The sequence below is a fragment of the Pseudomonas sp. Pseusp49 genome (genome assembly GCF_059491875.1).
Genome location: NZ_CP168514.1, coordinates 245,021 through 268,604, shown reverse-complemented (window position 1 = coordinate 268,604; position 23,584 = coordinate 245,021). Strand labels below are relative to the sequence as shown.

Genomic DNA, 23,584 nt, shown 5'->3' with positions numbered 1-23,584 from the left:
AAGCGATCGACCAGACACCGCAGTTACAGAATCTGCTGCAAGCTCAAGAACAAACTTCAAGCCATAAAAAAACCCGCTTTCGCGGGTTTTTTTATCATGCCAACTGAGGCTGTTCGCTCATCGGCTTGAGCGGCAGCAACGGAGCATGGGGGTCGGCCTGGACCGACTTGCGCCATGCGCCCAGCCACTCGGCATGCCCTTCGCTCCAGACCTGCTCGTGCAAGCGGGCCAAGGCTACCGGGTCGCTCAACAACTGCACTCGCTCGTTGTTGGTCAGGCCTTCAGGACCCACCTTCATCGCGTGCCGCACCCGCTCGATCCGCAACCACTCGATCGGCTCAGCCTGATTGTGCCGCGAGGTCGCCAGCGAGCACGCCAGGGCGTTCTGCTGTGGATCGACCACCGAACGGACGAAGCCGTCGTTCAGCGCGTGCCAGCGGTTTTCATGGGTGTACTGGTCAGTGGCCAGCAAGGCCTGCGGCGGATTGTATTCCTCAGGGATCAGGAACAGGCTCTCGTCACGGGACTTCAGGCCCAGGCCGACGCGGCTGGAGATCACCGACACCGGGATCGACAGCATCAACGAACCGACGATCGGCACCAGCCACCACAGGAAGCTCGGGTTCAGCCAGATCACCAGCATGGCCCAGAAAAAGCCCAGCAGGGTTTGCGGACCATGGCGCTTGATCGCTTCGCTCCACGGGGTGGAGTCGTCGTCACGCTGCGGCGAGTTCCAGGTCGCGGCCCAGCCGAGGAACGCGGCGAGGACGAAACGGGTGTGGAAGATCATCCGCACCGGTGCCAACAGCATGGAGAACAGCATCTCCAGCAGCATCGACAGGGTCACCTTGAACTTGCCACCGAACTCTTTCGCACCCTTGGCCCAGATCAGGATGATGCTCAGCAGCTTCGGCAGGAACAGCAGCACGATGGTGGTCGAGAACAGCGCAATCGCCTTGTCCGGGTGCCATTGTGGCCACAGCGGATAGAGCTGGCGCGGCTCGAGGAAGTACTGCGGCTCCATCAGCGTGTTGACCGCCAGCAGCGCGGTCGACAGCACCAGGAAGAAGAACCACAACGGCGCCGACAGGTAGGACATCACGCCGGTCAGGAACACCGCGCGGTGCACCGGGTGCATGCCCTTCACCAGGAACAGGCGGAAGTTCATCAGGTTGCCGTGGCACCAGCGACGGTCACGCTTGAGTTCGTCCAGCAGGTTCGGCGGCAGTTCTTCATAGCTGCCCGGCAAGTCGTAGGCAATCCACACGCCCCAACCGGCACGGCGCATCAGCGCGGCTTCAACGAAGTCGTGGGACAGGATCGAGCCGGAGAACGCGCCTTTACCGGGCAATGGCGCCAGGGCGCAGTGGTCGATGAACGGCTTCATGCGGATGATCGCGTTGTGGCCCCAGTAGTGCGACTCGCCCAGTTGCCAGAAGTGCAGGCCGGCGGTGAACAGCGGGCCATACACGCGGGTGGCGAACTGCTGCATGCGCGCATACAGGGTGTCCATGCCCGACGCACGTGGCGCGGTCTGGATGATCCCGGCATCCGGCGTGGCTTCCATCAGGCGCACCAGACTGGTCAGGCACTCACCGCTCATCACCGAGTCGGCGTCGAGTACGACCATGTACTTGTAGTCACCGCCCCAACGACGGCAGAAGTCGTCGAGGTTGCCGCTCTTGCGTTTTACGCGACGACGGCGGCGGCGATAGAAGATCTTGCCGAAGCCACCGGCTTCGCGGCAGACGTCCAGCCAGGCCTGTTGCTCGGCCACACAGATATCGGCGTCGTTACTGTCGCTGAGGACGAAGAAATCGAAGCGGTCCAGGTCACCCGTGGCCGCAACCGACTCGAAGGTCGCCCGCAGACCGGCGAATACCCGAGGCACGTCTTCGTTGCAGATCGGCATCACCAGTGCGGTGCGCGCATCCTTTGGAATCGGCTCGTTACCGGCACTTTTACCGGAGATACGGTATTTATCGTGGCCGGTCAGCAATTCGAGGAAGCCCATCAGCGCGGTCCAGAAACCGGCCGATACCCAGCAGAACAGAATCCCGAACAGGATCAGGATGCTGGTCTGCAAGGCGTACGGCAGCACTTGCGTGGCGGTTTGCAGCAGCGGTTGGTGCAGCACTTCGTTGAGGTCGACGAACGACCAGCCCTGGTACGGCATGATGCCTTTCATGTACCAGCCGGCGACGATGGTCTGACCGAGCATCAGCAGCAACAGAATGTAGCGACGGATCGAACCGACGGTCCGCCAGCGCGCAGCCGGCAGCACACGCTCGTCCTTCGGCGGCTTCGGCGGGTTGGTACGACCGGTCATCCGCCGCCAGCCACGCACCAGAATATTGGTGCGCCACGGCTCCGGCACGACCTTGGTCCGCCGGATCGGCGGGGTCGCCTTGAGGCAGACCCGGCCGTTGGCGTCGAGCACCAGCATTTCCGCGTCCTGCAGCTCTTCGGCAGTGCTCAGGGTCAGGCGTTTGCCGACCGAAGCCTGGGCGGCTTCGGTCGGGGCGTCGAACGTCGAAGACGACAGGCGTTCGTGCAATTCGCTGAAAGACTGGCAGCCCGCGAGTTCCGCGCGCTGCTCGTCGGTCATCGGCAGATGCGCCAGATACTCGGAAAGAGTTTCTGGCCGTACTTGAGAGTTACTCATCGGCAGGCAACTGATAGCTCCAGGTCTCGGTCAGGACTTCTTCAGTCGGCGCCGATTCCGGTGTGGCTGGGGCCGCGTCGGCAGCGACGGGCTGCTTGGCGTCTTTATTGGCCTTGTCCTTGGCATCTGCAACAGGCTTGGCTTCAGCCTGCTTGGCCTCCGCTTGCTTGGCTTCCTTGTCCGCTTTCTCTTGTTGCTTGGCGGCAACCTTGTCGGCCTTGGCAACCGACGAGTTGGACGACGGAATCGAGGTCTTGGCCAGGTCTGCCGGCACGATGTTCTGCACCAGCGCGGCACGCATCTCGGTGGCCTTGCCCGGGTCCTTGATCTTCATCCGCAGGGTCAGGCGCCAGCCCTTGGTTTCAGGGTTGTAGCGCACGCTGTTTTCCACCAGCTCGGCGTTGTCGCCGACGCTGACCTGGCTGCGAACCTCGGCATCGACCGGCAATGCCGCCAGGGACGGGCCTTCGAAGTCTACCAGGTAGGCAACGCTGCCATCGGGCTGACGAATCAGGTTGGATTGCTTGACGTCACCGGTCGAACGCAGGGTCTGCTTGACCCAGGCGCTGTCCGGCGCGTGAATCGCCGCTTCGTCCATGGTCCAGTGCATACGATAAGCGACATCGAGCGGCTGGCCAGGTTCCGGCAATTTTTCCGGGTTCCAGAAGGCCACGATGTTGTCGTTGGTTTCGTCGGCGGTCGGAATCTCGACCAGGTCGACGGTACCCTTGCCCCAGTCACCCTTCGGCTCGATCCAGGCGCTTGGACGTTTGTCGTAGCGGTCGTCGAGGTCTTCGTAGTGACTGAAGTCGCGGCCACGTTGCAACAGACCGAAGCCACGCGGGTTTTCCACGCTGAAGTTGCTCACGGCAAGGTGTTTCGGGTTGTTCAGCGGACGCCAGATCCACTCGCCGTTGCCGGCATGGATCGCCAGGCCGCTGGAATCATGCAATTCACGACGATAGTTCAGCACTTTCGACGGCTGGTTGGCGCCGAACAGGTACATGCTGGTCAACGGGGCAATACCCAGTTTGCCGACCTTGTCGCGCAGGAACATCTGCGCCTTGACGTCGACGATGGTGTCGCTGCCCGGACGCAGGGTCAGGCGATAGGCGCCGGTCGCACGCGGAGAGTCCAGCAGGGCGAAGATCACCAGGTGCTTGTCGCCCGGCTTGGGCTGTTGAATCCAGAACTCGCGAAAACGCGGGAATTCTTCACCGGACGGCAAGGCGGTATCGATGGCCATGCCGCGAGCGGACAAGCCATAGACGTGACCCTTACCGACGACGCGGAAGTAGCTCGCGCCAAGCATGGTCATGATTTCGTCTTGCTTGTCGGCCTTGTTGATCGGGTACAGCACACGGAAACCGGCATAACCCAGCTGTTCGGTGGCCTTCGGATCGAACTGCATGTCGCCGAAGTCAAAACGACTCGGGTCGTATTTGATCTCTTCGACGGTGTTCGCAGTGATTTCGTTGATTTTCACCGGCGTATCGAAATGCATGCCCTGGTGATAGAAGGACAGCTTGAACGGCGTCTTCTGATCGGCCCATTCGGCTTTTTCCGTCAGAAAACGAATTTTCTGATAGTCCGCGAACTTCATGTCACGGAACTCGTTCGGCAGGTTACTGCGCGGCGCTTCGTATTTCTGCGCGGCCAGCTCTTTTGCCTTGGCCGATACATCGTCCAGACTGAATGCCCAAAGCTGGCCGGCGCTGAGCAGGCAGAGCAGTGCAGAGCCCGCTACCAGGGCGCTGCGTAACCGTTTGGCAGACAATTTTGGTGCGTTACAGGGACTAACAATCACGAGCAACCCTCGCCGAAAACAGATCAAAAAACCAACGGCCAGTTAAAGGGTCTGCACGGTGTACGGTATGAAAAAACCGCCCTTGCAAACCACTCTTGCCAAGTTGGCGAGCATTGTTCCGACTCCGCTGGGGCGAAATGATTCCCCAATCGGATCCAGACAAGTCTCTACCTAAGTCAAAATGGACCAACGAACGCTGATCCCCGTAGCGCGCGATTATCTAGTAGGCCGCGTTACAACGCATCAGGGGTAACAAAGTATTTATCGCGATAAAGCCCTGTTTTCAGTCGAAATGAGCTTAAAAACTTGTTTCAAGCGCTTTCAGGTCTGTAACAGGAAGGTTACCGGGCCATCATTGACCAGATGCACCTGCATATCCGCGCCGAATCTACCTGATGCCACAGTGCCATGCACCTGTTTCGCTTTGCTTAATAGATAGTCGAACAGTTCCTCGCCCAGGGCCGGAGGGGCCGCAGTCGAGAAACCCGGACGCAGCCCGCTTCGGGTATCGGCAGCCAGGGTGAACTGAGAGACCAGCAGCAGCCCGCCGCCCACATCCGCCAAGGACAGGTTCATCTTGCCCTCAGCGTCACTGAACACCCGATAGTTAAGCAGCTTATTAAGAAGTTTGTCGGCGCTGGCCCGCGTATCGTCTGGCTCAACGGCCACCAGGACCAGCAGTCCCTGATCAACGGCACCCACGACTTCGCCGGCAACCTCGACTCGTGCGCCACGCACCCGTTGCAGCAGGCCCTTCATGCCTCGTCAGGCGCCAGGTCGAGCAGACGCCGGGCCATCTGATCGGCGGCACGGACCAGCGCGTCGGTGATGCCCGGTTCGGAAGCGGCATGACCGGCATCGCGGATGACCTGCAGTTCGCTGTTCGGCCAGGCTTGATGCAATTCCCAGGCGTTATCCAGCGGGCAGATCACGTCATAGCGGCCATGGATGATCACGCCAGGCAAATGGGCGATCTTGCCCATGTCGCGGATCAACTGGTTCGGTTCCAGGAACGCATGGTTGCTGAAGTAGTGGCATTCGATGCGGGCAATCGACAATGCACGCTGTGGCTCGGAGAAGCGATCGACCACCAGCGGGTTCGGACGCAGGGTCGCAGTACGGCCCTCCCAGGTGGACCAGGCCTTGGCCGCGTGCATCTGGGCAATCTGGTCGTTGCCGACCAGACGCTTGTGGAACGCGGTGAGCAAATCGCCGCGCTCGTCCAGCGGGATCGGCGCGATGTAGTCCTGCCAGTAATCGGGGAACAGACGGCTGGCGCCGGCCTGGTAGAACCATTCGATTTCCTGCGGGCGGCACAGAAAAATCCCGCGCAGGATCAGACCGTGTACGCGCTCAGGATGGGTTTGCGCATAGGCCAGCGCCAGGGTCGAACCCCAGGAGCCGCCAAACAGCACCCATTTGTCGATGCCCAGGTGCTGGCGAATCCGCTCCAGGTCGGCGACCAGATCCCAGGTGGTGTTGTTTTCCAGGCTGGCGTGGGGAGTGGAGCGGCCACAGCCGCGCTGGTCGAAGGTAACAATGCGATACAGATTGGGATCGAAGAAGCAACGACTCTGGGCATCACATCCGGCACCAGGGCCGCCGTGGATGAACACCACCGGCAAACCTTCCGGTGAACCGCTTTCGTCGACATACAGCGTGTGGGTCTCGTCGACGGCCAGATCGTGCCGGGCGTAGGGTTTGATCTGCGGGTACAAAGTCTGCATTGCGCACTCCGTAAGGGGTCGAGGTCATCCCTGGGGGGACTTCTATTATTCTGCCGTCCGGCATCATAAACCCGAATTACGTCAATGAGCATGCCCGTGCGGAGTCAGATTCTTGCCGCCAGGTATCCGAACAGGGCCTGGTACAGCTCATCGACCTCGGCCACCTGCCCGCGGGCCCGCAAACAGCCATGAACCAGGCCCTCGCCGACATACAGCGTGGCAGCCCCGCCCGCAGCGTTCAGGCGCTCGGCATACCGCACGCCGTCATCACGCAACGGGTCGAACTGCGCCACGGCGATCCAGGCCGGTGGCAATCCCCTGAAATCCGTGGCGAGCAATGGCATGGCGTAGGCGCTCGGATGGCGGGTGCCCCGCAGGTAAAGGGCGTGATAGCAATCGACGTCACTGCTGCTGAGTAACGGCGCGTCGACGCACTCACTGCGCGATGGCAGCCGGTGATCGCCGCCCAACCCCGGATAGATCAGAACCTGCGCGCACGGCAACGGCTCGCCGGCATCGCGCAGTGCCAGGCACAACGCTGCTGCGAGATTGCCGCCGGCACTGTCACCGGCCACCAGCATGCGCTCCGGATCGAGTTGAAACGGTCCGGTGCGCAGCGCTCGCCAGACCTTCAGGCAATCATCGAAAGCAGCGGGAAACGGATGCTCCGGTGCCCGGCGATAATCGACGGCGATCACCAGCACACCGAGGGTCGAGGCCAGTTCGGCGCAGATGAAATCGTGGGAATCCAGGTCCCCCACCACCCAGCCGCCGCCATGCAGATAAACGATGCACGACGTACCACTGACCGGTGGCTGATAGGAGCGGACAGCAACGCCGGACAACACGAAGTCGACCACATACAACCCGGCGGGACGTGCCGGAGTAAACGCCCGGCACATCTCGCTGTAGGCCAGGCGCAATCCGGCGAGGCTGCTGTCGGTGCTGTTGAAACTGACGGTTTTCTCGACGAATGCCGTCATCTCTTTGGAAAGCGGGTAAGAAGCCATGAGCCGGGTGTCAGCCTTTTCAGAGGTGCACGGGGGACCAGGTTCCTGTGGGAGCGGGCTTGCTCGCGAAGAGGCCGGCACATTCAACCTCTATGTCGACTGTCAACCCGCCTTCGCGAGCAAGCCCGCTCCCAAAGGTTTTGGGGTCAGTTCTTCAGGCTGGCCTGAACCGTGGCCACGCCGTCCTTGCCATCGAAACTGCTGACCCCCGCCAGCCAGCGCTGCAGGTCTTCGGGATGCTCGCGCAGCCATTTTCTGGCCACATCCTGAGCCGTCTGGCGCTCCATGATCGGCACCATCAGCTGACTTTCCTGGGCAGCGGTGAACGTCAGGTTCTCCAGCAACCGATTGACGTTCGGGCAGCGCTCGGCGTAATCCGGGGCGGTGACGGTGGATACGGTCGCCGCACCTTCGTTCGGCCCGTAAACGTCTTCGCTGCCGGTCAGGTAGGCGATCTTCATGTTGATGTTCATCGGGTGCGGGGTCCAGCCGACGAATACCACGAACTCCTTGCGATTCACCGCCCGCTGCACGGCCGCCAGCATCCCGGCCTCTCCGGACTCGATCAGTTTGAAGTCCTTCAGGCCGAAGTGATTGGTCTCGATCATCGTCTTGATCGTGGTGTTGGCACCACTGCCCGGCTCGATGCCGTAGATCTTGCCGCCGAGCTGGTCTTTGAACCTGGCGATGTCGGCGAAGGTTTTCAGGCCCGCCGCTGCCACATAGTCAGGGACCGCGAGGGTGGCCTGGGCATCGGCCAGGCTCGGCTTGTCCATGACCTTGACCTGATTGGCAGCGACGAAGGGGGCGATGTTCTTGTCCATCGCCGGTTTCCAGTAACCAAGGAAGATATCGAGGCGCTTGTCACGGATGCCGGCAAAGATGATTTGCTGCACGGCGCTGGTTTGCTTGCTTTCGTAGCCCAGACCGTTGAGCAGCACATCGGCCATGCCACTGGTGGCAATCACATCGGTCCAGTTGACCACGCCCATGCGCACGGCCTTGCAGGAGGGATCGTCCGCGGCCAGGGCGCTGGTGCTCAGGAGAGCGGTGCCGCAGAGGATTGAGAGACAGCGGGCGAACAGACCTTTGGGGCTTGTCATAGAGAGTATTCTCGTGCGGCAGCGGATTATTGTCGGGCCGGTGTCTTTGTGCACCGTGGCCAGAACAATACGCAGCAGACGAGCGGTAAAAGCGACCTGTGGCGACCGTGTTTTGCACGGTGGCGACAAAAAAGATCGCAGCCTTCGGCAGCTCTTACAGGGTTTTGCGAACACCCGTAGGAGCTGCCGAAGGCTGCGATCTTTTGATCTTCAGCCCTTGTAGTGCTGCTGCCCCCAGGCCAGCAGCCCTTGCAGCAACTCCTTCAACACCATCCGCGTAGGCTCCGCCAGATCCGCCCGATAACGGAACGGCTCGAACTCTTCCATGTACGTGCACTGCCCGAGTTCCAGTTGCACAGCGTGGATGTTCTCGCCCGGGTTGCCGTAATGACGGGTGATGTGGCCGCCCTTGAAGCGTCCGTTCAGCACGTGGGTGTAATTGTCGTGACGCGCGCAGATCGCTTCCAGCTGACTGGCCAACTGTGGATCGCAACTGGCGCCATTGAAGGTGCCGAGGTTGAAGTCCGGCAGCTTGCCGTCGAACAGGTGCGGGATGATCGAGCGGATCGAGTGTGCGTCGAACAGCAGCGCGTAGCCAAACTCGGCCTTCAGTCGCGCCAGTTCCTGCTGCAGGGTGCTGTGGTACGGCGTCCAGATCTTTTCCAGATAGGTCGCACGCTCTTCTTTCGAAGGCTCCAGCCCTTCACGGAACAACGGCACGCCGTCGAACAGCGTGGCCGGATACAGGCCGGTGGTCGCGCCCACATACAGCGGCTTGTCGTCGGACGGACGGTTCAGGTCGATGACGAACCGCGAGTATTCAGCGGCCAGGGTGCTGGCGCCCAGTTCGCTGGCGAAGTCATAGAGTTGAGGGATGTGCCAGTCGGTGTCCGGCAGGCTTTTCGCGTCGGGGATCAATCCAGCCTCGACCGCAGGCGTCAGACGTACGCCAGCGTGAGGCATGCTGATCAGCAGCGGTACGCGGCCTTGTTTGAAGTTAAGTACCTTATCCACAACGGCTCTCCTACAGATGTGTCTCGACGCCGTGGCGCACGACGCGTTTTTCCAGGTCGCCGCCCAGCCAGTACGACAGGTCGGCCGGACGATCGATTTGCCAGGCGACGAAATCCGCGACCTTGCCGGCTTCCAGCGAGCCGTGGGTATCGGCCATGCCCAGCGCGGTAGCGGCGTGAATCGTGGCACCCGCCAAGGCTTCTTCCGGGGTCATGCGGAAGCAGGTGCAGGCCATGTTCAGCATCAGGCGCAACGACAGTCCCGGTGAGGTGCCCGGGTTGAGGTCGCTGGCGATGGCGATTTTCACGCCGTGCTTGCGCAGGGCATCCATCGGCGGCAATTGGGTTTCGCGCAGGAAGTAAAAGGCCCCGGGCAACAACACCGCGACGGTACCGGACTCGGCCATGGCGATGGCGTCGTCTTCGGTCATGAACTCCAGGTGATCGGCGGACAACGCGTGGTAACGCGCCGCCAGGCTCGAGCCGTGCAGCGACGACAATTGTTCGGCGTGCAGCTTCACCGGCAAACCCAGTTCCCGGGCGGTGATGAATACGCGCTCGACCTGCGCCGGCGAGAACGCCAGGTATTCACAGAATGCATCCACCGCGTCGACCAGCCCTTCGGCCGCCAGGGCCGGGAGCATGTCAGCGCAGATGTGATCGATGTAGTCGTCGGCGCGATCGGTGTATTCCGGCGGCAAGGCGTGAGCCGCCAGACAGGTGCTGCGCACGCTGACGGGCAGTTCGGCGCCGAGGCGACGGGCCACGCGCAGAATCTTGCGCTCGTTGGCCAGGTCCAGGCCGTAGCCGGACTTGATTTCGATGCTGGTGACGCCATCGCGCATCAGGCTTTTCAGGCGCTTGGCGGCACTGACGAACAGTTCGTCTTCGCTGGCCGCGCGGGTGGCGCGCACGGTGCTGGCGATGCCACCACCGCTGGCGGCGATTTCCGCGTAGCTGACGCCTTGCAGGCGCTTTTCGAATTCACCGCTGCGGTTACCGCCGAACACCGTATGGGTGTGGCAGTCGATCAGTCCCGGGGTGACCCAGGCGCCTTCGAGATCATTGACGGCCGGGTAATCCCCCGCCGGCAGTTCAGCGCGCGGGCCGATCCACTCAATGAGCGCGCCTGACGTCACGATGGCCGCATCCTCGATGATCGAGTAGACGCCTTGCGCCATGGTTGCGACGTGACAGTGTTGCCAGAGCGTTTTCATCCTTGGCCTCCGTTAGGTTATCGATGAGAAAAAGTCGGGTCCGGCGTCACCAGGGCAGCCTGGCCTGCCGCCGGTTTCACCCAGGTCAGGTAGGCCAGCACCAGCAGCACGATCCACACCACGCCGACTATCAAGGCCGCCTGGGTGTCCGGGAAGTAGCCCAACACGCCGAAGACGAACAGCATGAAGGCAATTGCCGCTATCGGTGCATAAGGCCAGAACGGTACCGGGAATTTCAATTGTGCGACCTGCTCGGCGCTCATGGAACGACGCATGGCCACCTGGGTAAACAGAATCATCAGCCAGACCCAAACCGTGGCAAAGGTCGCGATGGAGGCGATCAGCAGAAACACGTTTTCCGGGATCAGGTAGTTCAGCAACACGCCCAGCAACAGCGCGGCGCTCATCACCACAACGGTCATCCATGGCACGCCGTTGCGCGACAACCGCGCGAAGCCCTTGGGTGCGTGGCCCTGCTGAGCCAGGCCGTACATCATGCGGCCAGCACCGAAGATGTCACTGTTGATGGCCGAGATCGCCGCCGAGATCACCACGATATTGAGGATGGTCGCCGCCGAGCTGATGCCCAGATTGTCAAAAATCTGCACGAACGGGCTGCCCTGGCTGCCGATCTGCTGCCATGGAAAGATCGACATCAGCACCAGCATCGTCAGGACGTAGAACAACAGGATCCGCAACGGCACGGCATTGATCGCCCGGGGCAGCACATGCTGCGGGTCTTTGGCTTCACCGGCGGTCACACCGATGATTTCAATCCCGCCGAACGCGAACATCACCACCGCGAACGAGGCGATCAGACCGCCCACGCCATTGGGCATGAAGCCGCCATGGCTCCAGAGATTGCTGATGTCGGTCGCCTGGGCGCCGGGCGCCGTGCTGATGCCGAACAACATGATGCCGAAGCCACCCAGGATCATCGCGACAATGGCCCCGACCTTGAGCAGCGACAGCCAGAACTCCATTTCACCGAAGACCTTGACGTTGCACAGGTTCAGGCCGCCTACCACCGAGACGATGCCCAGCACCCAGATCCAGCGGGAAACTTCCGGGAACCAGAAGCCCATGTAGATACCGAATGCAGTGACGTCGGCCATGCCGACGATGACCATTTCGAATGCGTAGGTCCAACCGAGGATGAAGCCCGCCATCGGCCCCAGATAGGTGCTGGCGTACTGGCCGAAAGACCCGGCCACCGGATTGTGCACCGCCATCTCACCGAGGGCGCGCATGACCATGAACACCGCCGCGCCACCAATCAGGTACGCGAGCAGCACCGCAGGCCCGGCCATTTGAATGGCCGAGGCAGAACCGTAAAACAGCCCGGTGCCGATTGCCGACCCCAGCGCCATGAAGCGAATATGTCGGGCAGAGAGCCCGCGTTTCAAACCCTTTGCTGGCTGTTGCATTGCTCGTCCTTAATTGTTGTTATTCGACGCAAAATCGAATCGCCTCCTGTAGGAGCTGTCGAGTGAAACGAGGCTGCGATCTTTTAAAAGCAAGATCAAAAGATCGCAGCCTGCGGCAGCTCCTACAGAGAAGACCGCAGCCCCCCTGTAGGAGCTGTCGAGTGCAACGAGGCTGCGATCTTTTAAAAAGCAGGATCAAAAGATCGCAGCCTGCGGCAGCTCCTACAGAGAAGACCGCAGCCCCCCTGTAGGAGCTGTCGAGTGCAACGAGGCTGCGATCTTTTAAAAGCAAGATCAAAAGATCGCAGCCTGCGGCAGCTCCTACAGAGAAGACCGCAGCCCCCCCCCTGTAGGAGCTGTCGAGTGCAACGAGGCTGCGATCTTTTAAAAAGCAAGATCAAAAGATCGCAGCCTGCGGCAGCTCCTACAGAGAAGACTGAAGCCCCCCTGTAGGAGCTGTCGAGTGCAACGAGGCTGCGATCTTTTAAAAAGCAAGATCAAAAGATCGCAGCCTGCGGCAGCTCCTACATTGGAGCCCTTACAGGCTCGGCAGCAACTTCGCCGAAACCAGCTCGTTCAGGCAACGTGAAGCCAACAGCTCGGTGGCGGCGTTGATGTCCGGTGCAAAGAAGCGGTCCTTCTCATAGAACGGCACCTCGTTGCGCAGGATGGCGCGGGCCTTTTCCAGCTTCGGCGAAGTCTTCAGGCCATTGCGCAGGTCCAGGCCCTGGACTGCCGCGAGCCATTCCACCGCGAGAATCCCACGGGTGTTTTCAGCCATTTCCCACAGACGCTTGCCAGCCGCCGGCGCCATGGACACGTGGTCTTCCTGGTTGGCGGAGGTCGGCAGGCTGTCCACCGAATGCGGATGGGACAGCGCCTTGTTCTCGCTGGCCAGTGCCGCGGCGGTCACCTGGGCGATCATGAAGCCGGAGTTCACGCCGCCGTTGGCCACCAGGAACGGCGGCAGTTGCGACATGTGCTTGTCCATCATCAGCGAGATGCGACGCTCGCTCAGCGAGCCGATTTCGGCGATGGCCAGGGCCATGTTGTCGGCGGCCATGGCCACCGGCTCGGCGTGGAAGTTGCCACCGGAGATCACGTCACCTTCAGCAGCGAACACCAATGGGTTGTCGGAGACGGCGTTGGCCTCGATCGCCAACACTTCGGCGGCCTGACGGAACTGGGTCAGGCAGGCGCCCATGACTTGCGGCTGGCAACGCAGGGAGTACGGGTCCTGGACCTTCTCGCAGTTCTCGTGGGAATCGGAGACTTCGCTGCGCTCACCCAGCAGATCGCGATAAGCGGCGGCCGCGTCGATCTGGCCTTTCTGGCCACGGGCCGCGTGGATGCGGGCGTCGAACGGCGAGCGCGAGCCCAGTACCGCTTCCACGGTCAGGCCGCCCAGTGCCAGGGCACCAGCGAACAGGTCTTCACCTTCGAACAGGCCGCGCAGGGCAAAAGCGGTGGACACTTGGGTGCCGTTGAGCAGCGCCAGGCCTTCTTTCGCGGCCAGGGTCAGCGGGGTCAGGCCGGCGACTTTCAGCGCTTCGGTGGCTTCCATCCACTCGCCCTTGTAGCGCGCCTTGCCTTCGCCCAGCAGCACCAGCGACATGTGGGCCAGAGGCGCGAGGTCACCGGAGGCACCCACCGAACCTTTCAGTGGAATGTGCGGGTACACCTCGGCGTTGATCAGGGCGATCAGCGCGTCGATCACCACGCGGCGGATGCCGGAGAAACCACGGCTCAGGCTGTTGACCTTGAGTACCATGATCAGGCGCACCAGCTCATCGCTGATCGGCTGGCCGACACCGGCGGCGTGGGACAGCACCAGCGAGCGCTGCAGGTTTTCCAGGTCTTCGCTGGCGATACGGGTCGAGGCCAGCAGGCCGAAACCGGTGTTGATGCCGTAGGCGGTGCGGTTCTCGGCGAGGATCTGCTCCACGCAGGCCACGCTGGCTTCGATCTGCGCTGCAGCGCTGTGATCGAGGGTGATTTTGACCGGTTGCTGATAGACATCACGCAGTTGGGCAAGGCTCAGTTGGCCGGGAATCAAATTAAGCGCAGTCATGTTCATTCTCCTTTTGAGAGTTTGTTGTTAACTACCAGACGCTCCGGAAATATCCGTTGTCCGTCGCTTCCCCCTTTTTAAGGGGGCTGGCGCCTTGGCACGCTGGTCTTGTTTGGAAATCAGTTCAGGTTCGGTAAGGTTTTTTGCAGCAAAGCAGGGTCTTTCAGAACGCCGGCAGCGGCAGCGATGTCCGGCGCCAGCCAGCGATCCTGGTCATAGGCAGGAACGTGCTCACGCAGCAGACGCCAAGCGGCATCGGTGCCCGCGCCGAAGCGTTGTTCTTTCAAGAATTCGAACGCCTGGGCCGCCAACAGGTACTCGATGGCGAGGATCTGCGTGCAGTTTTCCAGTGCGCGATGCAGCTTCAGCGCAGCGTTGGTGCCCAGGCTCAGGTGGTCTTCCTGCAGGCCCGACGTCACGTAGTTATCCAGCACCGCCGGTTGTGCCAGCTGACGGTTTTCCGCACACAGGGACGCGGCCACGTATTGCACGATCATCATCCCGGAGTTCACCCCCGGGTTGGCCACCAGGAACGCCGGCAAGCCGCTGACGTGCGGGTTGATCAAGCGGTCCAGGCGACGTTCGGCAATGGAGCCGATTTCCGCCATGGCAATCGCCAGCAGGTCCGCGGCCATGGCCACGGATTGGCCGTGGGGGTTGGCCTGGGACACCACGCGGTAGTTGTCCGCAGTGCCCAGCACCAGCGGGTTGTCGGTGGCGCCGTTGAGTTCGGTTTCGATCTGTTTGGTCGCGTGCACCAGTTGATCGCGCGCAGCGCCGTGCACTTGCGGGATCGAGCGAATGCTCAGCGCATCTTGCGTGCGAATGCCTTTGCTCTGGGCAATCACTTCGCTGCCGTCGAGCAAGGCACGCAGGTTGATCCCGACCTGTTGCATGCCAGGGTGCGGCTTGAGCGCGATGATCTCGGCATCGAACGCGTCGATCTGCCCGCGCTGGGCTTCGAAGCTCATGGCGCCGATCACGTCGGCCCACTCCAGCAGGCGCGTAGCGTCGGCAATGGCCAGGCAGCTCAGACCGGTCATGCACGGTGTGCCGTTGACCAGGCACAAACCATCTTTCGCCCCTAGCTTGACCGGTTGCAGGCCTTCTTCGGCCAGCGCTTGCTGCGCGGAAACGATCTGCCCGCGATAGCTGACATTGCCCACGCCCAGCAACGCGATGCCGATGTGCGCCATGTGGGTCAGGTAGCCCACGGAACCCTGGGACGGCACCTGCGGGGTGATGCCACGGTTGAGCAGCGCCAGCAGCGCTTCGACGACCTGACGGTGCAGGCCGGATTTGCCGTGGCTGTAGTTGACGATGGCGGCACACATGATCGAACGGGTCTGCTCGTCGGCCAGGGGTGCACCAACGCCGCAGGCGTGGCTGAGCAAGGTATTGCGCGACAATTGGCTGAGTTGTTCGTCCTGCAGCGAGACGTTGCACAGCGCGCCCAGGCCGGTGTTGATGCCGTAGGCACGTTCGCCGCTGGTGACGATGCGCTGGACGATGGCCTGGGCGTTTTCGATGCGCGCCCAGATCGGCGCCGACAGCTCAAGCTGCGCGCCATGACGAGCGACGGCGACCACATCCTGCCAGGTGACCTGCGCTTGGGTGATAACGATTTTTTCAGCCTGGGACATCTTCAACCTCATCCAAATAACAGTCAAAAGATCGCAGCCTTCGGCAGCTCCTACAGAAGCCCCGCAGGCTGCGATCTTTCAGAGCCTTAAACCACCGCCGCCCGACGCTGCACAAAGCGGTCGACATACTCATCCGCCGGCGAGTGCAGGATCTCCCTCGGCGTGCCGACCTGGATCAGGCGGCCGTCCTTGAGGATCGCGATGCGGTTGCCGATGCGCACGGCCTCGTCGAGGTCGTGGGTGATGAAGACGATGGTCTTGTGCAGGGTCTTTTGCAGTTCCAGCAACTGGTCCTGCATCTCCGCACGAATCAGCGGGTCGAGGGCACTGAAGGCTTCGTCCATCAGGATGATGTCAGTGTCCGCCGCCAGGGCGCGGGCCAGGCCCACACGCTGGCGCATGCCGCCGGAAAGCTGATGCGGGTATTTGTTTTCGTAACCCTTGAGGCCCACGGTGTTGATCCAGTGCAGCGCACGCTCGGCGCACATGGCTTTGCTTTCGCCACGGATTTTCAGGCCGTAGGCGACGTTGTCCAGCACGCTCTTGTGCGGCAACAGGCCGAAGCTCTGGAATACCATGCTGATCTTGCGCCGGCGAAATTCGCGCAGGGCTTCCATGTCGTATTGCAGGATGTCCACGCCGTCCACCAGGATCGCGCCGCTGGTCGGATCGATCAGGCGGTTGAAGTGGCGTACCAGGGTCGACTTGCCGGAACCCGACAGGCCCATGATCACGAAAATCTCGCCGCTGCCGATGCTCAGCGACAGGTCGTTCACGCCGACCACGCAGCCGGTTTCGGCCAGCACCTGATCCTTGGTCTTGCCCTGGCCGACCATGGCCAGCGCGTCCTTGGCACGGTTACCGAAAATCTTGAAGACGTTCTTGACTTCGATCTTGCTCACGGTTGCGTTGTTCATTTGCTCACCTCATGCCGTGCACGACCGTACGCCTGTGTAATGCGGTCGATCACCACAGCCAGAATCACGATCGCCAGACCAGCTTCGAGGCCACGTCCGACGTTCAGGGTCTGAATCCCCACCAGTACGTCTTCACCCAGGCCACGGGCACCGATCATCGAGGCGATCACGACCATCGACAGGGCCATCATGGTGGTCTGGTTGATGCCCGCCATGATGCTCGGCAGGGCCAGCGGCAGTTGCACTCCGAACAGTTGCTGCCAGCGGTTGGCACCGAAGGCGTTGATCGCTTCCATCACTTCGCCGTCGACCTGGCGAATGCCCAGATCGGTCAGGCGGATCAACGGCGGCGCGGCGTAGATCACGGTGGCGAAAATCGCCGGGACCTTGCCCAGGCCAAACAGCATCAGCACCGGGATCAGGTACACGAAGCTCGGCATGGTCTGCATGATGTCCAGCAACGGCATCAGCACCGAACGCAGGCGATTGCTGCGTGCCGAGAGAATGCCCAGCGGAATGCCGATCAACACCGAAATGATCGTCGCCACCATCATCAGCGCCAGGGTCTGCATCAGCTTGTCCCAGAGGCCGACCGCACCCACCAGGAACAGCAGGCCGACGATCACTGACGTGGTCACGACTTTACGGGTCGCGTGCCAGGCCACGCCCGCCACGATCGCCAGCATCAGCCACCAGGGCGCTGCACGCAGCAGGCTTTCAAGATTGACGATGGCCCACAGCAGCGTATCGGAGATGTGCCGGAACACGTCGCCGTAGTTGGTGACCAGCGAATCGACCCAACCGTTGACCCAGTCGGCGATGGAAAAGGTAAAGCTTTCGGGAAACATAAGAGACTCTCAATCAAGGGGTTGCGATCAAGCGTCCGACTGCCGTTGCCGGCAGTCGGAAAAGCCCAACCTACAAGGCCGCGTCGATTTTCTTGGCTGCGTCTTCGCTCACCCACGCGTGCCAGACTTCAGGATGTTCCTTCAAGAAGATCTTGGCCAGTTTTGGCGACTCGATCCGCTCTTTGGTCATGCGTCCCAGGTTCTGGTTCAGCAGGTCGATCGGCACGTTGACCTTTTCCAGTACGGACACCAGTTCCGGCGCTTCGTCGTGGAAAGTCTTGGACAGGCCGACCTTGATGGTCACAGTCTTGTTCACGCCTGGTTTTTCTTCGAGTTTCACCACGTCGACCTGGCCCATCAGCGGGGTTGGCGACCAGTAGTAGAACAGGATCGGCTCGCCACGCTTGTAGCTCGACAGCACGGCGGCATCCAGCGCCGGGCCGGTGCCCGGGCGGAAGTTGGTGTAGGTGCTTTCCAGGCCGTAGCTTTTCAGCATTTCGCTGTTGTCGAGTTCACAGGTCCAGCCGGCCGGGCAGTTGTAGAAACGCCCCTTGGATGGCTCTTCGGCGTCCTTGAAGATCGCCGAGTATTTGCCCAGGTCAGCAATGTTCTTCAGGTCTGGCGCCTTGGCTTCCAGCTTGCGCTTGGCGTCGCCTTCGATCACGTAGCGCGGCACGTACCAGCCTTCGATAGCACCCACCACCGGCGCGCCGACACCGACGACCTTGCCGGCCTTCTCAGCCTTGTTCCAGACTTCGCTGCGGCCGACCCACTCTTCGGCAAACACTTGAATATCGTTGCTGCTCAGGGCGTTTTCCATGGTGATGGAGTTGCCCGGCAGGCTGTCGGTCTTGCAGTCGTAGCCTTTCTCCAACACGACTTGCATCACGTCGGTCAGCAGCATGGCGCTTTCCCAGTTCAAACCGGCGAATTTCACCGGTTTGCCCGACTCGCACCAACCCGCCGCCTGAGTGGCGCCAGCGCTGGCCAGCAGGCCCATGGAAAGCAATGTGGTCAGCAGGGTCTTGTTCGATTTCATTGTTGTGACGCTCCTAATCATGAATTGGCTTACGGCAGTCAAGAGGCATCCAGCCCTGTCCACGTCCAATCAGGCCTGCGCCGCAGCGCGACCGACATTCAGCTTTTGTTCGGTGACCGCGTCCTGCTCGACCGGCAGGATCAAACGATCAGGCACTGTGCCGTGCCATTTTTTCGCACACAGGTAATACAGGGCTGCGGGAATCACCAGACCGATGATCCAGGAAATATCCACATCACCCAGGGCCGCCACCAGCGGACCGGTATAGAACTTGGTGGAGATGAACGGCAGTTGAACCAACACGCCGAACACATAGACGCTGATACCGAGAAGGTTCCAACGACCGTAGCGACCTTTCGGATCGGCCAGCGCCGGCACGTCATAGCGCTCGCGAGTGATGCAGTAGTAGTCCACCAGATTGATCGCACTCCATGGCGTGAAGAACGCCAGCAGGAACAGGATGAAGGACTTGAACGCACCGAGGAACGAGTGCTGGCCGAGCAACGCCATCAGGGTCGCAGCACCGACGATGACCAGCACGAACACCAGACGCTGCAAGCGCGTGACCTTCAGGTCTCCACGGAAACCGCTGATGATGGTCGCGATGCACATGAAGCTGCCATAGGAGTTCAGTGTGGAAATGGTGACCTTGCCGAACGCGATGCTGAAGTACAGCAGCGCAGCGGTGGCACCGGTACCACCCAGACCCACGATGTACGCCACTTCGTGGCCAGCGAATTGCCCGTTGGCCGAAGCGGCAGCGAACACCCCGAGGACCATCGCCACCTGTGCACCAATGACCGAACCTGCACCTGCGGCGAAAAAGGTTTTCACCGAGGAAATCTTGCTCGGCAGGTAGCGAGAATAGTCAGCCACATAAGGGCCGAAGGCGATCTGCCAGGACGCCGCGAGCGACACCGCGAGCAAGAAACTGCTCCAGCTGAAGTGGCGGATTTGCAACAGAGCGCCAACGTCAACCTGGCTCATCAGACGGCTGAACAGATAAACAAAGGCAATCACGCCAATGACGCTGGCCACACGGCCGATCCAATGGATCACCCGATAACCGAGCACCGTGACCAGCACGATGACACTGGCGAAAAGGAGGATACCGACGGTGTCGCTGACGCCAAACAACTGGCCCAGCGCCTGGCCGGATAACACGGTTCCCGTAGCGGTGAAGCCCAGGTACATCAAGCAGACCAGCACGATCGGGATGGCCGCACCGTACACGCCGAACTGTACCCGGCTGGAAATCATCTGCGGCAGGCCAAGCTTGGGGCCTTGCGCCGCATGCAGTGCCATCACGCCGCCACCGAGCAATTGCCCGATCAGCAGGCCGATCAGCGACCAGAACACATCACCGCCCAGCACCACGGCGAGTGCCCCGGTGACAATCGCGGTGATTTGCAGGTTGGCACCCATCCACAGGGTGAATTGGCTAAACAGACGACCGTGTCTTTCCGCTTCCGGGATGTAGTCGATCGAGCGTTTCTCGATCACCGGTTTACTGCCTGCACGCTCGCTGTTGACAGCCATGGTTCAACCTCTATGGATTGTTATTCTTGGTTAACTCGATCCCTGTAGGAGCTGTCGAGTGAAACGAGGCTGCGATCTTTTCAAAGATCAAGATCAAAAGATCGCAGCCTGCGGCAGCTCCTACAGGGCAAGCATTACTTGCCAGTAATCATCGGCAGGTTCAGCCCTTGTTCCTTGGCGCAGTCGATGGCGATCTGGTAACCGGCATCGGCGTGACGCATAACGCCAGTGGCCGGGTCGTTGTGCAGCACGCGAGCGATACGCTCGGCCGCTTCGTCAGTACCGTCGCAGACGATCACCATGCCCGAGTGCTGGGAGAAGCCCATGCCGACGCCGCCGCCGTGGTGCAGGGACACCCAGGTCGCGCCACTCGCGGTGTTGAGCAGGGCGTTGAGCAGCGGCCAGTCGGACACGGCGTCGGAACCGTCTTGCATCGATTCGGTTTCGCGGTTCGGGCTCGATACCGAGCCGGAGTCCAGGTGGTCACGACCGATCACGATCGGCGCCGACAGCTCACCGCTGCGCACCATTTCGTTGAACGCCAGGCCCAGCTTGGCGCGCAGGCCCAGGCCAACCCAGCAGATACGTGCCGGCAGGCCCTGGAAGCTGATGCGTTCGCGCGCCATGTCCAGCCAGTTGTGCAGGTGGGCGTCGTCCGGGATCAGCTCTTTGACTTTAGCGTCGGTCTTGTAGATGTCTTCAGCGTTGCCCGACAGCGCAGCCCAACGGAACGGGCCGATACCGCGGCAGAACAGCGGACGGATGTAGGCCGGTACGAAGCCTGGGAAGTCGAATGCGTTTTCCACGCCTTCTTCCTGGGCCATCTGACGGATGTTGTTGCCGTAGTCGAAGGTCGGCACGCCCATTTTCTGGAAGTCCAGCATCGCCTTGACGTGCACGGCCATCGATTGCTTGGCGGCCTTGATCACAGCGGCAGGTTCAGTCTTGGCACGTGCGCGGTACTGGTCCCAGGTCCAGCCGGCAGGCAGGTAACCGTTGAGCGGGTCGTGGGCGCTGGTCTGGTCGGTGACCATGTCCGGACGCACACCGCGCTTGACCAGTTCCGGCAGGATTTCAGCCGCGTTACCCAGCAGCGCGATGGAGATCGCCTTGCCTTCTTTGGTGTACTTGTCGATACGCGCCAGCGCGTCGTCGAGGTCTTTGGCTTGCTCATCGACATAGCGGCTTTTCAGACGGAAATCGATGCTGACCTGCTGGCATTCGATGTTCAGCGAGCAAGCACCGGCCAGGGTTGCCGCCAGAGGCTGGGCACCGCCCATGCCGCCGAGACCAGCGGTCAGGACCCACTTGCCCTTGAGGTTGTCGTTGTAGTGCTGGCGACCGGCTTCGACGAAGGTTTCGTAGGTGCCCTGGACGATGCCCTGGCTGCCGATGTAGATCCAGCTGCCGGCGGTCATCTGGCCGTACATGGCCAGGCCTTTGGCGTCGAGTTCGTTGAAGTGTTCCCAGCTCGCCCAGTGCGGTACCAGGTTGGAGTTGGCGATCAGCACGCGCGGCGCGTTGGCGTGGGTCTTGAACACGCCAACCGGCTTGCCGGATTGCACCAGCAGGGTCTCGTCGTCGTTGAGGTTGGTCAGGCTTTCGACGATCTTGTCGTAGCATTCCCAGTTACGGGCAGCGCGACCGATACCACCGTAAACCACCAGTTCCTTAGGGTTCTCGGCGACTTCCGGGTCGAGGTTGTTCATCAGCATGCGCAGCGGCGCTTCGGTCAGCCAGCTCTTGGCGGTCAGCTTGTTACCGCGGGCAGCGCGGATTTCAACGTCACGAAATTTAGTCACGAAAAGAACTCCTCAGCAATCAATCCAAAACCAACCCAGGCAGTGGGCGAGCAAGCCAATGGGCATCAGTGCACACCGGCGAATCAGTGGACGATGGTTGAGTCCTCGTGACTCATACGCATACGTCTTTACTTGTACATACAAGCATATGCAATCAAGCGGCCAACTTGTTGGATGAGCATTCAAGAAAAACGCTGAAACGGCTGGAGAGCCATTGGAACAAGGGTTCTGGGGAAGATGAAATATTTTTCGGGGAGTTTTTGTGGCGAGGGGACTTTGTTACTTGAGCGGGGTTTTGCGCCACGCTGGGGCGTTCGGTAACAACATGGTGCGCTTTCGGGAACGCTCAAAAGCAAAAGATCGCAGCCTGCGGCAGCTCCTACAGGGGATGGTGTGCACCCTGTAGGAGCTGCCGAAGGCTGCGATCTTTTGAAAACCCGGAATCAGTGTGCGGCCAGCTCAATCACACAGCATGGGCCGTTGGCGGAGATTTCCAGCAGGCCAGTGTTACCGTCGAATTGCAGACAATCATGCCGGCCAAGCCGGGAAGTGCTGTTACCGACTTTCACTTCCAGTGTTTCGCTGATGCTGAACACCAACACCGTGCCCGCCGAACTGAAAAACCGCTGCTCGCCCGACAACCACTGCAACCGCGCGCTGTAACGCTGCGGCGCGTAAATCAGGTTGAAATCGCGGATCGGACCACCGAGCAAGGTGCAGGACACCTTGCTTTCACCACTGAAGGCAAACGGGTCCAGCGGTAACAGTGGTCGTGTGTTCTGGCCGTCCACCGTCAGGGTCATGCCGTCGCCCTGCAGCACGGTGATGATCCGCTCGTAACCGGCAAAAGTGGAAAACCCGCCCGACTCGCCAATGTCGGCAATCGACAGGCGCCAGCCGAAGCCATCCAGCCCAGTGCCGGCATCGCGGGTGATTTCTTCGGTGCTGCCGCCGCCGTTTTTCCACGGCATGCGCGGGTAATCCTTGGCGCGTAAAACCTTTGCGTTACTCATTTATGGCTCTCTATTTATGAAACCGACCTTCCAGGCGATGACGGGAACCGGGGTGGATCAAGCGAGCGGCGGTCACCGGCTGGCGGCCGGACCAGGTGCGGCGACGGATCAGCAGGCACGGCTCGCCTTTTTCAATCTGTAGCAATTTGCATTCGGACGGCTCGGCCAGGATCGCCTCGACCACGTGCTCGCCTTCGGTCAGCGGCGCGACCTGGTTCAGGTAGGCGTAGGGCGTTTGCAGGGTGAAGTCCTGCTTGAGGTAATCCGGCGCCACCAGCGCGTTGACGAAACGGTCTTCGATCTGTACCGGAATATCGTTTTCGAAATGCACGATCAGCGAATGGAACACCTTCTGCCCTTCGCGCATGTCCAGCGCCAGGGCGCGCTCGGAGCCGGCGGCCTCTTCTTCAAGGGTGATGACCTTGCAGGTGTGGCGATGACCGCGGGAAGCGATTTCGTCGGCGATGTTGTGCACTTCGAACAGCGCGGACTGGCTTTTCGGCTCGGCGACGAAGGTGCCGACGCCTTGCATGCGCACCAGCAGACCGTCGGCAGTCATCTCGCGCAGTGCGCGGTTGATGGTCATGCGGCTGAAGCCCAACTGGTTGACCAGCTCGCTTTCCGACGGAACGCGGTAGTGCGGCGGCCAGTTTCCACTGTCGATTTGCTGGGTGATCATTTGTTTGACGCGGGCGTACAAGGGCGCCGGACTGTCGCCCATGTTCGCGGCCAACGGAGAGACT

General features: G+C 61.1%; 18 protein-coding genes. All 18 read right to left on the bottom strand.

What is annotated here, in order from left to right:
• Positions 1-94: 94 nt before the first annotated feature.
• The gene (gene mdoH / locus ACEN83_RS01100; protein ID WP_104451122.1) at positions 95-2,665 is read right to left on the bottom strand and encodes a glucans biosynthesis glucosyltransferase MdoH; all 2,571 of its coding nucleotides are present in this window, start codon (positions 2,663-2,665) and stop codon (positions 95-97) included.
• A complete protein-coding gene (locus ACEN83_RS01095; protein ID WP_007975556.1) occupies positions 2,658-4,472 on the bottom strand; it encodes a glucan biosynthesis protein G in 1,815 nt (604 codons plus the stop codon). The genes mdoH and ACEN83_RS01095 overlap by 8 nt, the downstream gene beginning before the upstream one ends.
• Before the next feature lie 321 nt (positions 4,473-4,793).
• Positions 4,794-5,231 (bottom strand): D-aminoacyl-tRNA deacylase, encoded by a 438-nt coding sequence (gene dtd / locus ACEN83_RS01090; protein WP_015093112.1) that lies wholly within the window; start codon positions 5,229-5,231, stop codon positions 4,794-4,796.
• Complete coding sequence (pip, locus tag ACEN83_RS01085) at positions 5,228-6,199, bottom strand: prolyl aminopeptidase (protein WP_095964593.1); 972 nt, start codon at positions 6,197-6,199, stop codon at positions 5,228-5,230. Before pip ends, dtd begins: the two co-directional genes overlap by 4 nt.
• Before the next feature lie 104 nt (positions 6,200-6,303).
• Positions 6,304-7,209 carry an alpha/beta hydrolase gene (locus ACEN83_RS01080; protein WP_495579272.1) on the bottom strand — a complete coding sequence of 302 codons (906 nt, stop codon included), beginning with the start codon at positions 7,207-7,209 and terminating at the stop codon, positions 6,304-6,306.
• A gap of 146 nt (positions 7,210-7,355) precedes the next feature.
• The gene (locus ACEN83_RS01075; RefSeq protein WP_495579271.1) at positions 7,356-8,312 is read right to left on the bottom strand and encodes a choline ABC transporter substrate-binding protein; all 957 of its coding nucleotides are present in this window, start codon (positions 8,310-8,312) and stop codon (positions 7,356-7,358) included.
• Between the two features lie 210 nt (positions 8,313-8,522).
• On the bottom strand, positions 8,523-9,326 hold the full coding sequence (gene hutG / locus ACEN83_RS01070; RefSeq protein WP_495579270.1) for an N-formylglutamate deformylase: 804 nt from the start codon (positions 9,324-9,326) through the stop codon (positions 8,523-8,525).
• Positions 9,327-9,336: 10 nt separating this feature from the next.
• Positions 9,337-10,542 (bottom strand): imidazolonepropionase, encoded by a 1,206-nt coding sequence (hutI, locus tag ACEN83_RS01065; RefSeq protein WP_495579269.1) that lies wholly within the window; start codon positions 10,540-10,542, stop codon positions 9,337-9,339.
• A 17-nt stretch (positions 10,543-10,559) separates the two neighbouring features.
• Positions 10,560-11,969, bottom strand: a complete 1,410-nt coding sequence (locus ACEN83_RS01060) for an amino acid permease (protein WP_104451130.1) — start codon at positions 11,967-11,969, stop codon at positions 10,560-10,562.
• A 538-nt stretch (positions 11,970-12,507) separates the two neighbouring features.
• A complete protein-coding gene (hutH, locus tag ACEN83_RS01055) occupies positions 12,508-14,040 on the bottom strand; it encodes a histidine ammonia-lyase (RefSeq protein WP_007975546.1) in 1,533 nt (510 codons plus the stop codon).
• A 119-nt stretch (positions 14,041-14,159) separates the two neighbouring features.
• The gene (gene hutH, locus ACEN83_RS01050; protein ID WP_116580805.1) at positions 14,160-15,683 is read right to left on the bottom strand and encodes a histidine ammonia-lyase; all 1,524 of its coding nucleotides are present in this window, start codon (positions 15,681-15,683) and stop codon (positions 14,160-14,162) included.
• Between the two features lie 86 nt (positions 15,684-15,769).
• The gene (locus tag ACEN83_RS01045) at positions 15,770-16,600 is read right to left on the bottom strand and encodes a quaternary amine ABC transporter ATP-binding protein (protein ID WP_007975542.1); all 831 of its coding nucleotides are present in this window, start codon (positions 16,598-16,600) and stop codon (positions 15,770-15,772) included.
• On the bottom strand, positions 16,597-17,448 hold the full coding sequence (locus ACEN83_RS01040; protein ID WP_007975541.1) for an ABC transporter permease: 852 nt from the start codon (positions 17,446-17,448) through the stop codon (positions 16,597-16,599). Before ACEN83_RS01040 ends, ACEN83_RS01045 begins: the two co-directional genes overlap by 4 nt.
• A gap of 70 nt (positions 17,449-17,518) precedes the next feature.
• On the bottom strand, positions 17,519-18,487 hold the full coding sequence (locus ACEN83_RS01035) for an ABC transporter substrate-binding protein (protein WP_007975540.1): 969 nt from the start codon (positions 18,485-18,487) through the stop codon (positions 17,519-17,521).
• Between the two features lie 69 nt (positions 18,488-18,556).
• The gene (locus ACEN83_RS01030) at positions 18,557-20,026 is read right to left on the bottom strand and encodes a purine-cytosine permease family protein (protein WP_495579268.1); all 1,470 of its coding nucleotides are present in this window, start codon (positions 20,024-20,026) and stop codon (positions 18,557-18,559) included.
• A 134-nt stretch (positions 20,027-20,160) separates the two neighbouring features.
• Positions 20,161-21,828 carry a urocanate hydratase gene (gene hutU / locus ACEN83_RS01025; RefSeq protein WP_007975538.1) on the bottom strand — a complete coding sequence of 556 codons (1,668 nt, stop codon included), beginning with the start codon at positions 21,826-21,828 and terminating at the stop codon, positions 20,161-20,163.
• A gap of 443 nt (positions 21,829-22,271) precedes the next feature.
• Complete coding sequence (locus ACEN83_RS01020) at positions 22,272-22,841, bottom strand: HutD/Ves family protein (RefSeq protein ID WP_495579267.1); 570 nt, start codon at positions 22,839-22,841, stop codon at positions 22,272-22,274.
• Between the two features lie 10 nt (positions 22,842-22,851).
• Positions 22,852-23,562: a histidine utilization transcriptional repressor HutC gene (gene hutC / locus ACEN83_RS01015; protein WP_161793960.1), complete on the bottom strand. Its 711-nt coding sequence runs from the start codon at positions 23,560-23,562 to the stop codon at positions 22,852-22,854.
• Positions 23,563-23,584: the final 22 nt, after the last annotated feature.

Coding starts and splice junctions, on each gene's coding strand:
- mdoH (WP_104451122.1), bottom strand. CDS start 2,665: ATGAGTAACTCTCAAGTACGGCCAGAAACTCTTTCCGAGTATCTGGCG.
- dtd (WP_015093112.1), bottom strand. CDS start 5,231: ATGAAGGGCCTGCTGCAACGGGTGCGTGGCGCACGAGTCGAGGTTGCC.
- pip (WP_095964593.1), bottom strand. CDS start 6,199: ATGCAGACTTTGTACCCGCAGATCAAACCCTACGCCCGGCACGATCTG.
- ACEN83_RS01080 (WP_495579272.1), bottom strand. CDS start 7,209: ATGGCTTCTTACCCGCTTTCCAAAGAGATGACGGCATTCGTCGAGAAA.
- ACEN83_RS01075 (WP_495579271.1), bottom strand. CDS start 8,312: ATGACAAGCCCCAAAGGTCTGTTCGCCCGCTGTCTCTCAATCCTCTGC.
- hutI (WP_495579269.1), bottom strand. CDS start 10,542: ATGAAAACGCTCTGGCAACACTGTCACGTCGCAACCATGGCGCAAGGC.
- ACEN83_RS01060 (WP_104451130.1), bottom strand. CDS start 11,969: ATGCAACAGCCAGCAAAGGGTTTGAAACGCGGGCTCTCTGCCCGACAT.
- hutH (WP_007975546.1), bottom strand. CDS start 14,040: ATGACTGCGCTTAATTTGATTCCCGGCCAACTGAGCCTTGCCCAACTG.
- hutH (WP_116580805.1), bottom strand. CDS start 15,683: ATGTCCCAGGCTGAAAAAATCGTTATCACCCAAGCGCAGGTCACCTGG.
- ACEN83_RS01045 (WP_007975542.1), bottom strand. CDS start 16,600: ATGAACAACGCAACCGTGAGCAAGATCGAAGTCAAGAACGTCTTCAAG.
- ACEN83_RS01040 (WP_007975541.1), bottom strand. CDS start 17,448: ATGTTTCCCGAAAGCTTTACCTTTTCCATCGCCGACTGGGTCAACGGT.
- ACEN83_RS01035 (WP_007975540.1), bottom strand. CDS start 18,487: ATGAAATCGAACAAGACCCTGCTGACCACATTGCTTTCCATGGGCCTG.
- ACEN83_RS01030 (WP_495579268.1), bottom strand. CDS start 20,026: ATGGCTGTCAACAGCGAGCGTGCAGGCAGTAAACCGGTGATCGAGAAA.
- ACEN83_RS01020 (WP_495579267.1), bottom strand. CDS start 22,841: ATGAGTAACGCAAAGGTTTTACGCGCCAAGGATTACCCGCGCATGCCG.
- hutC (WP_161793960.1), bottom strand. CDS start 23,562: ATGGGCGACAGTCCGGCGCCCTTGTACGCCCGCGTCAAACAAATGATC.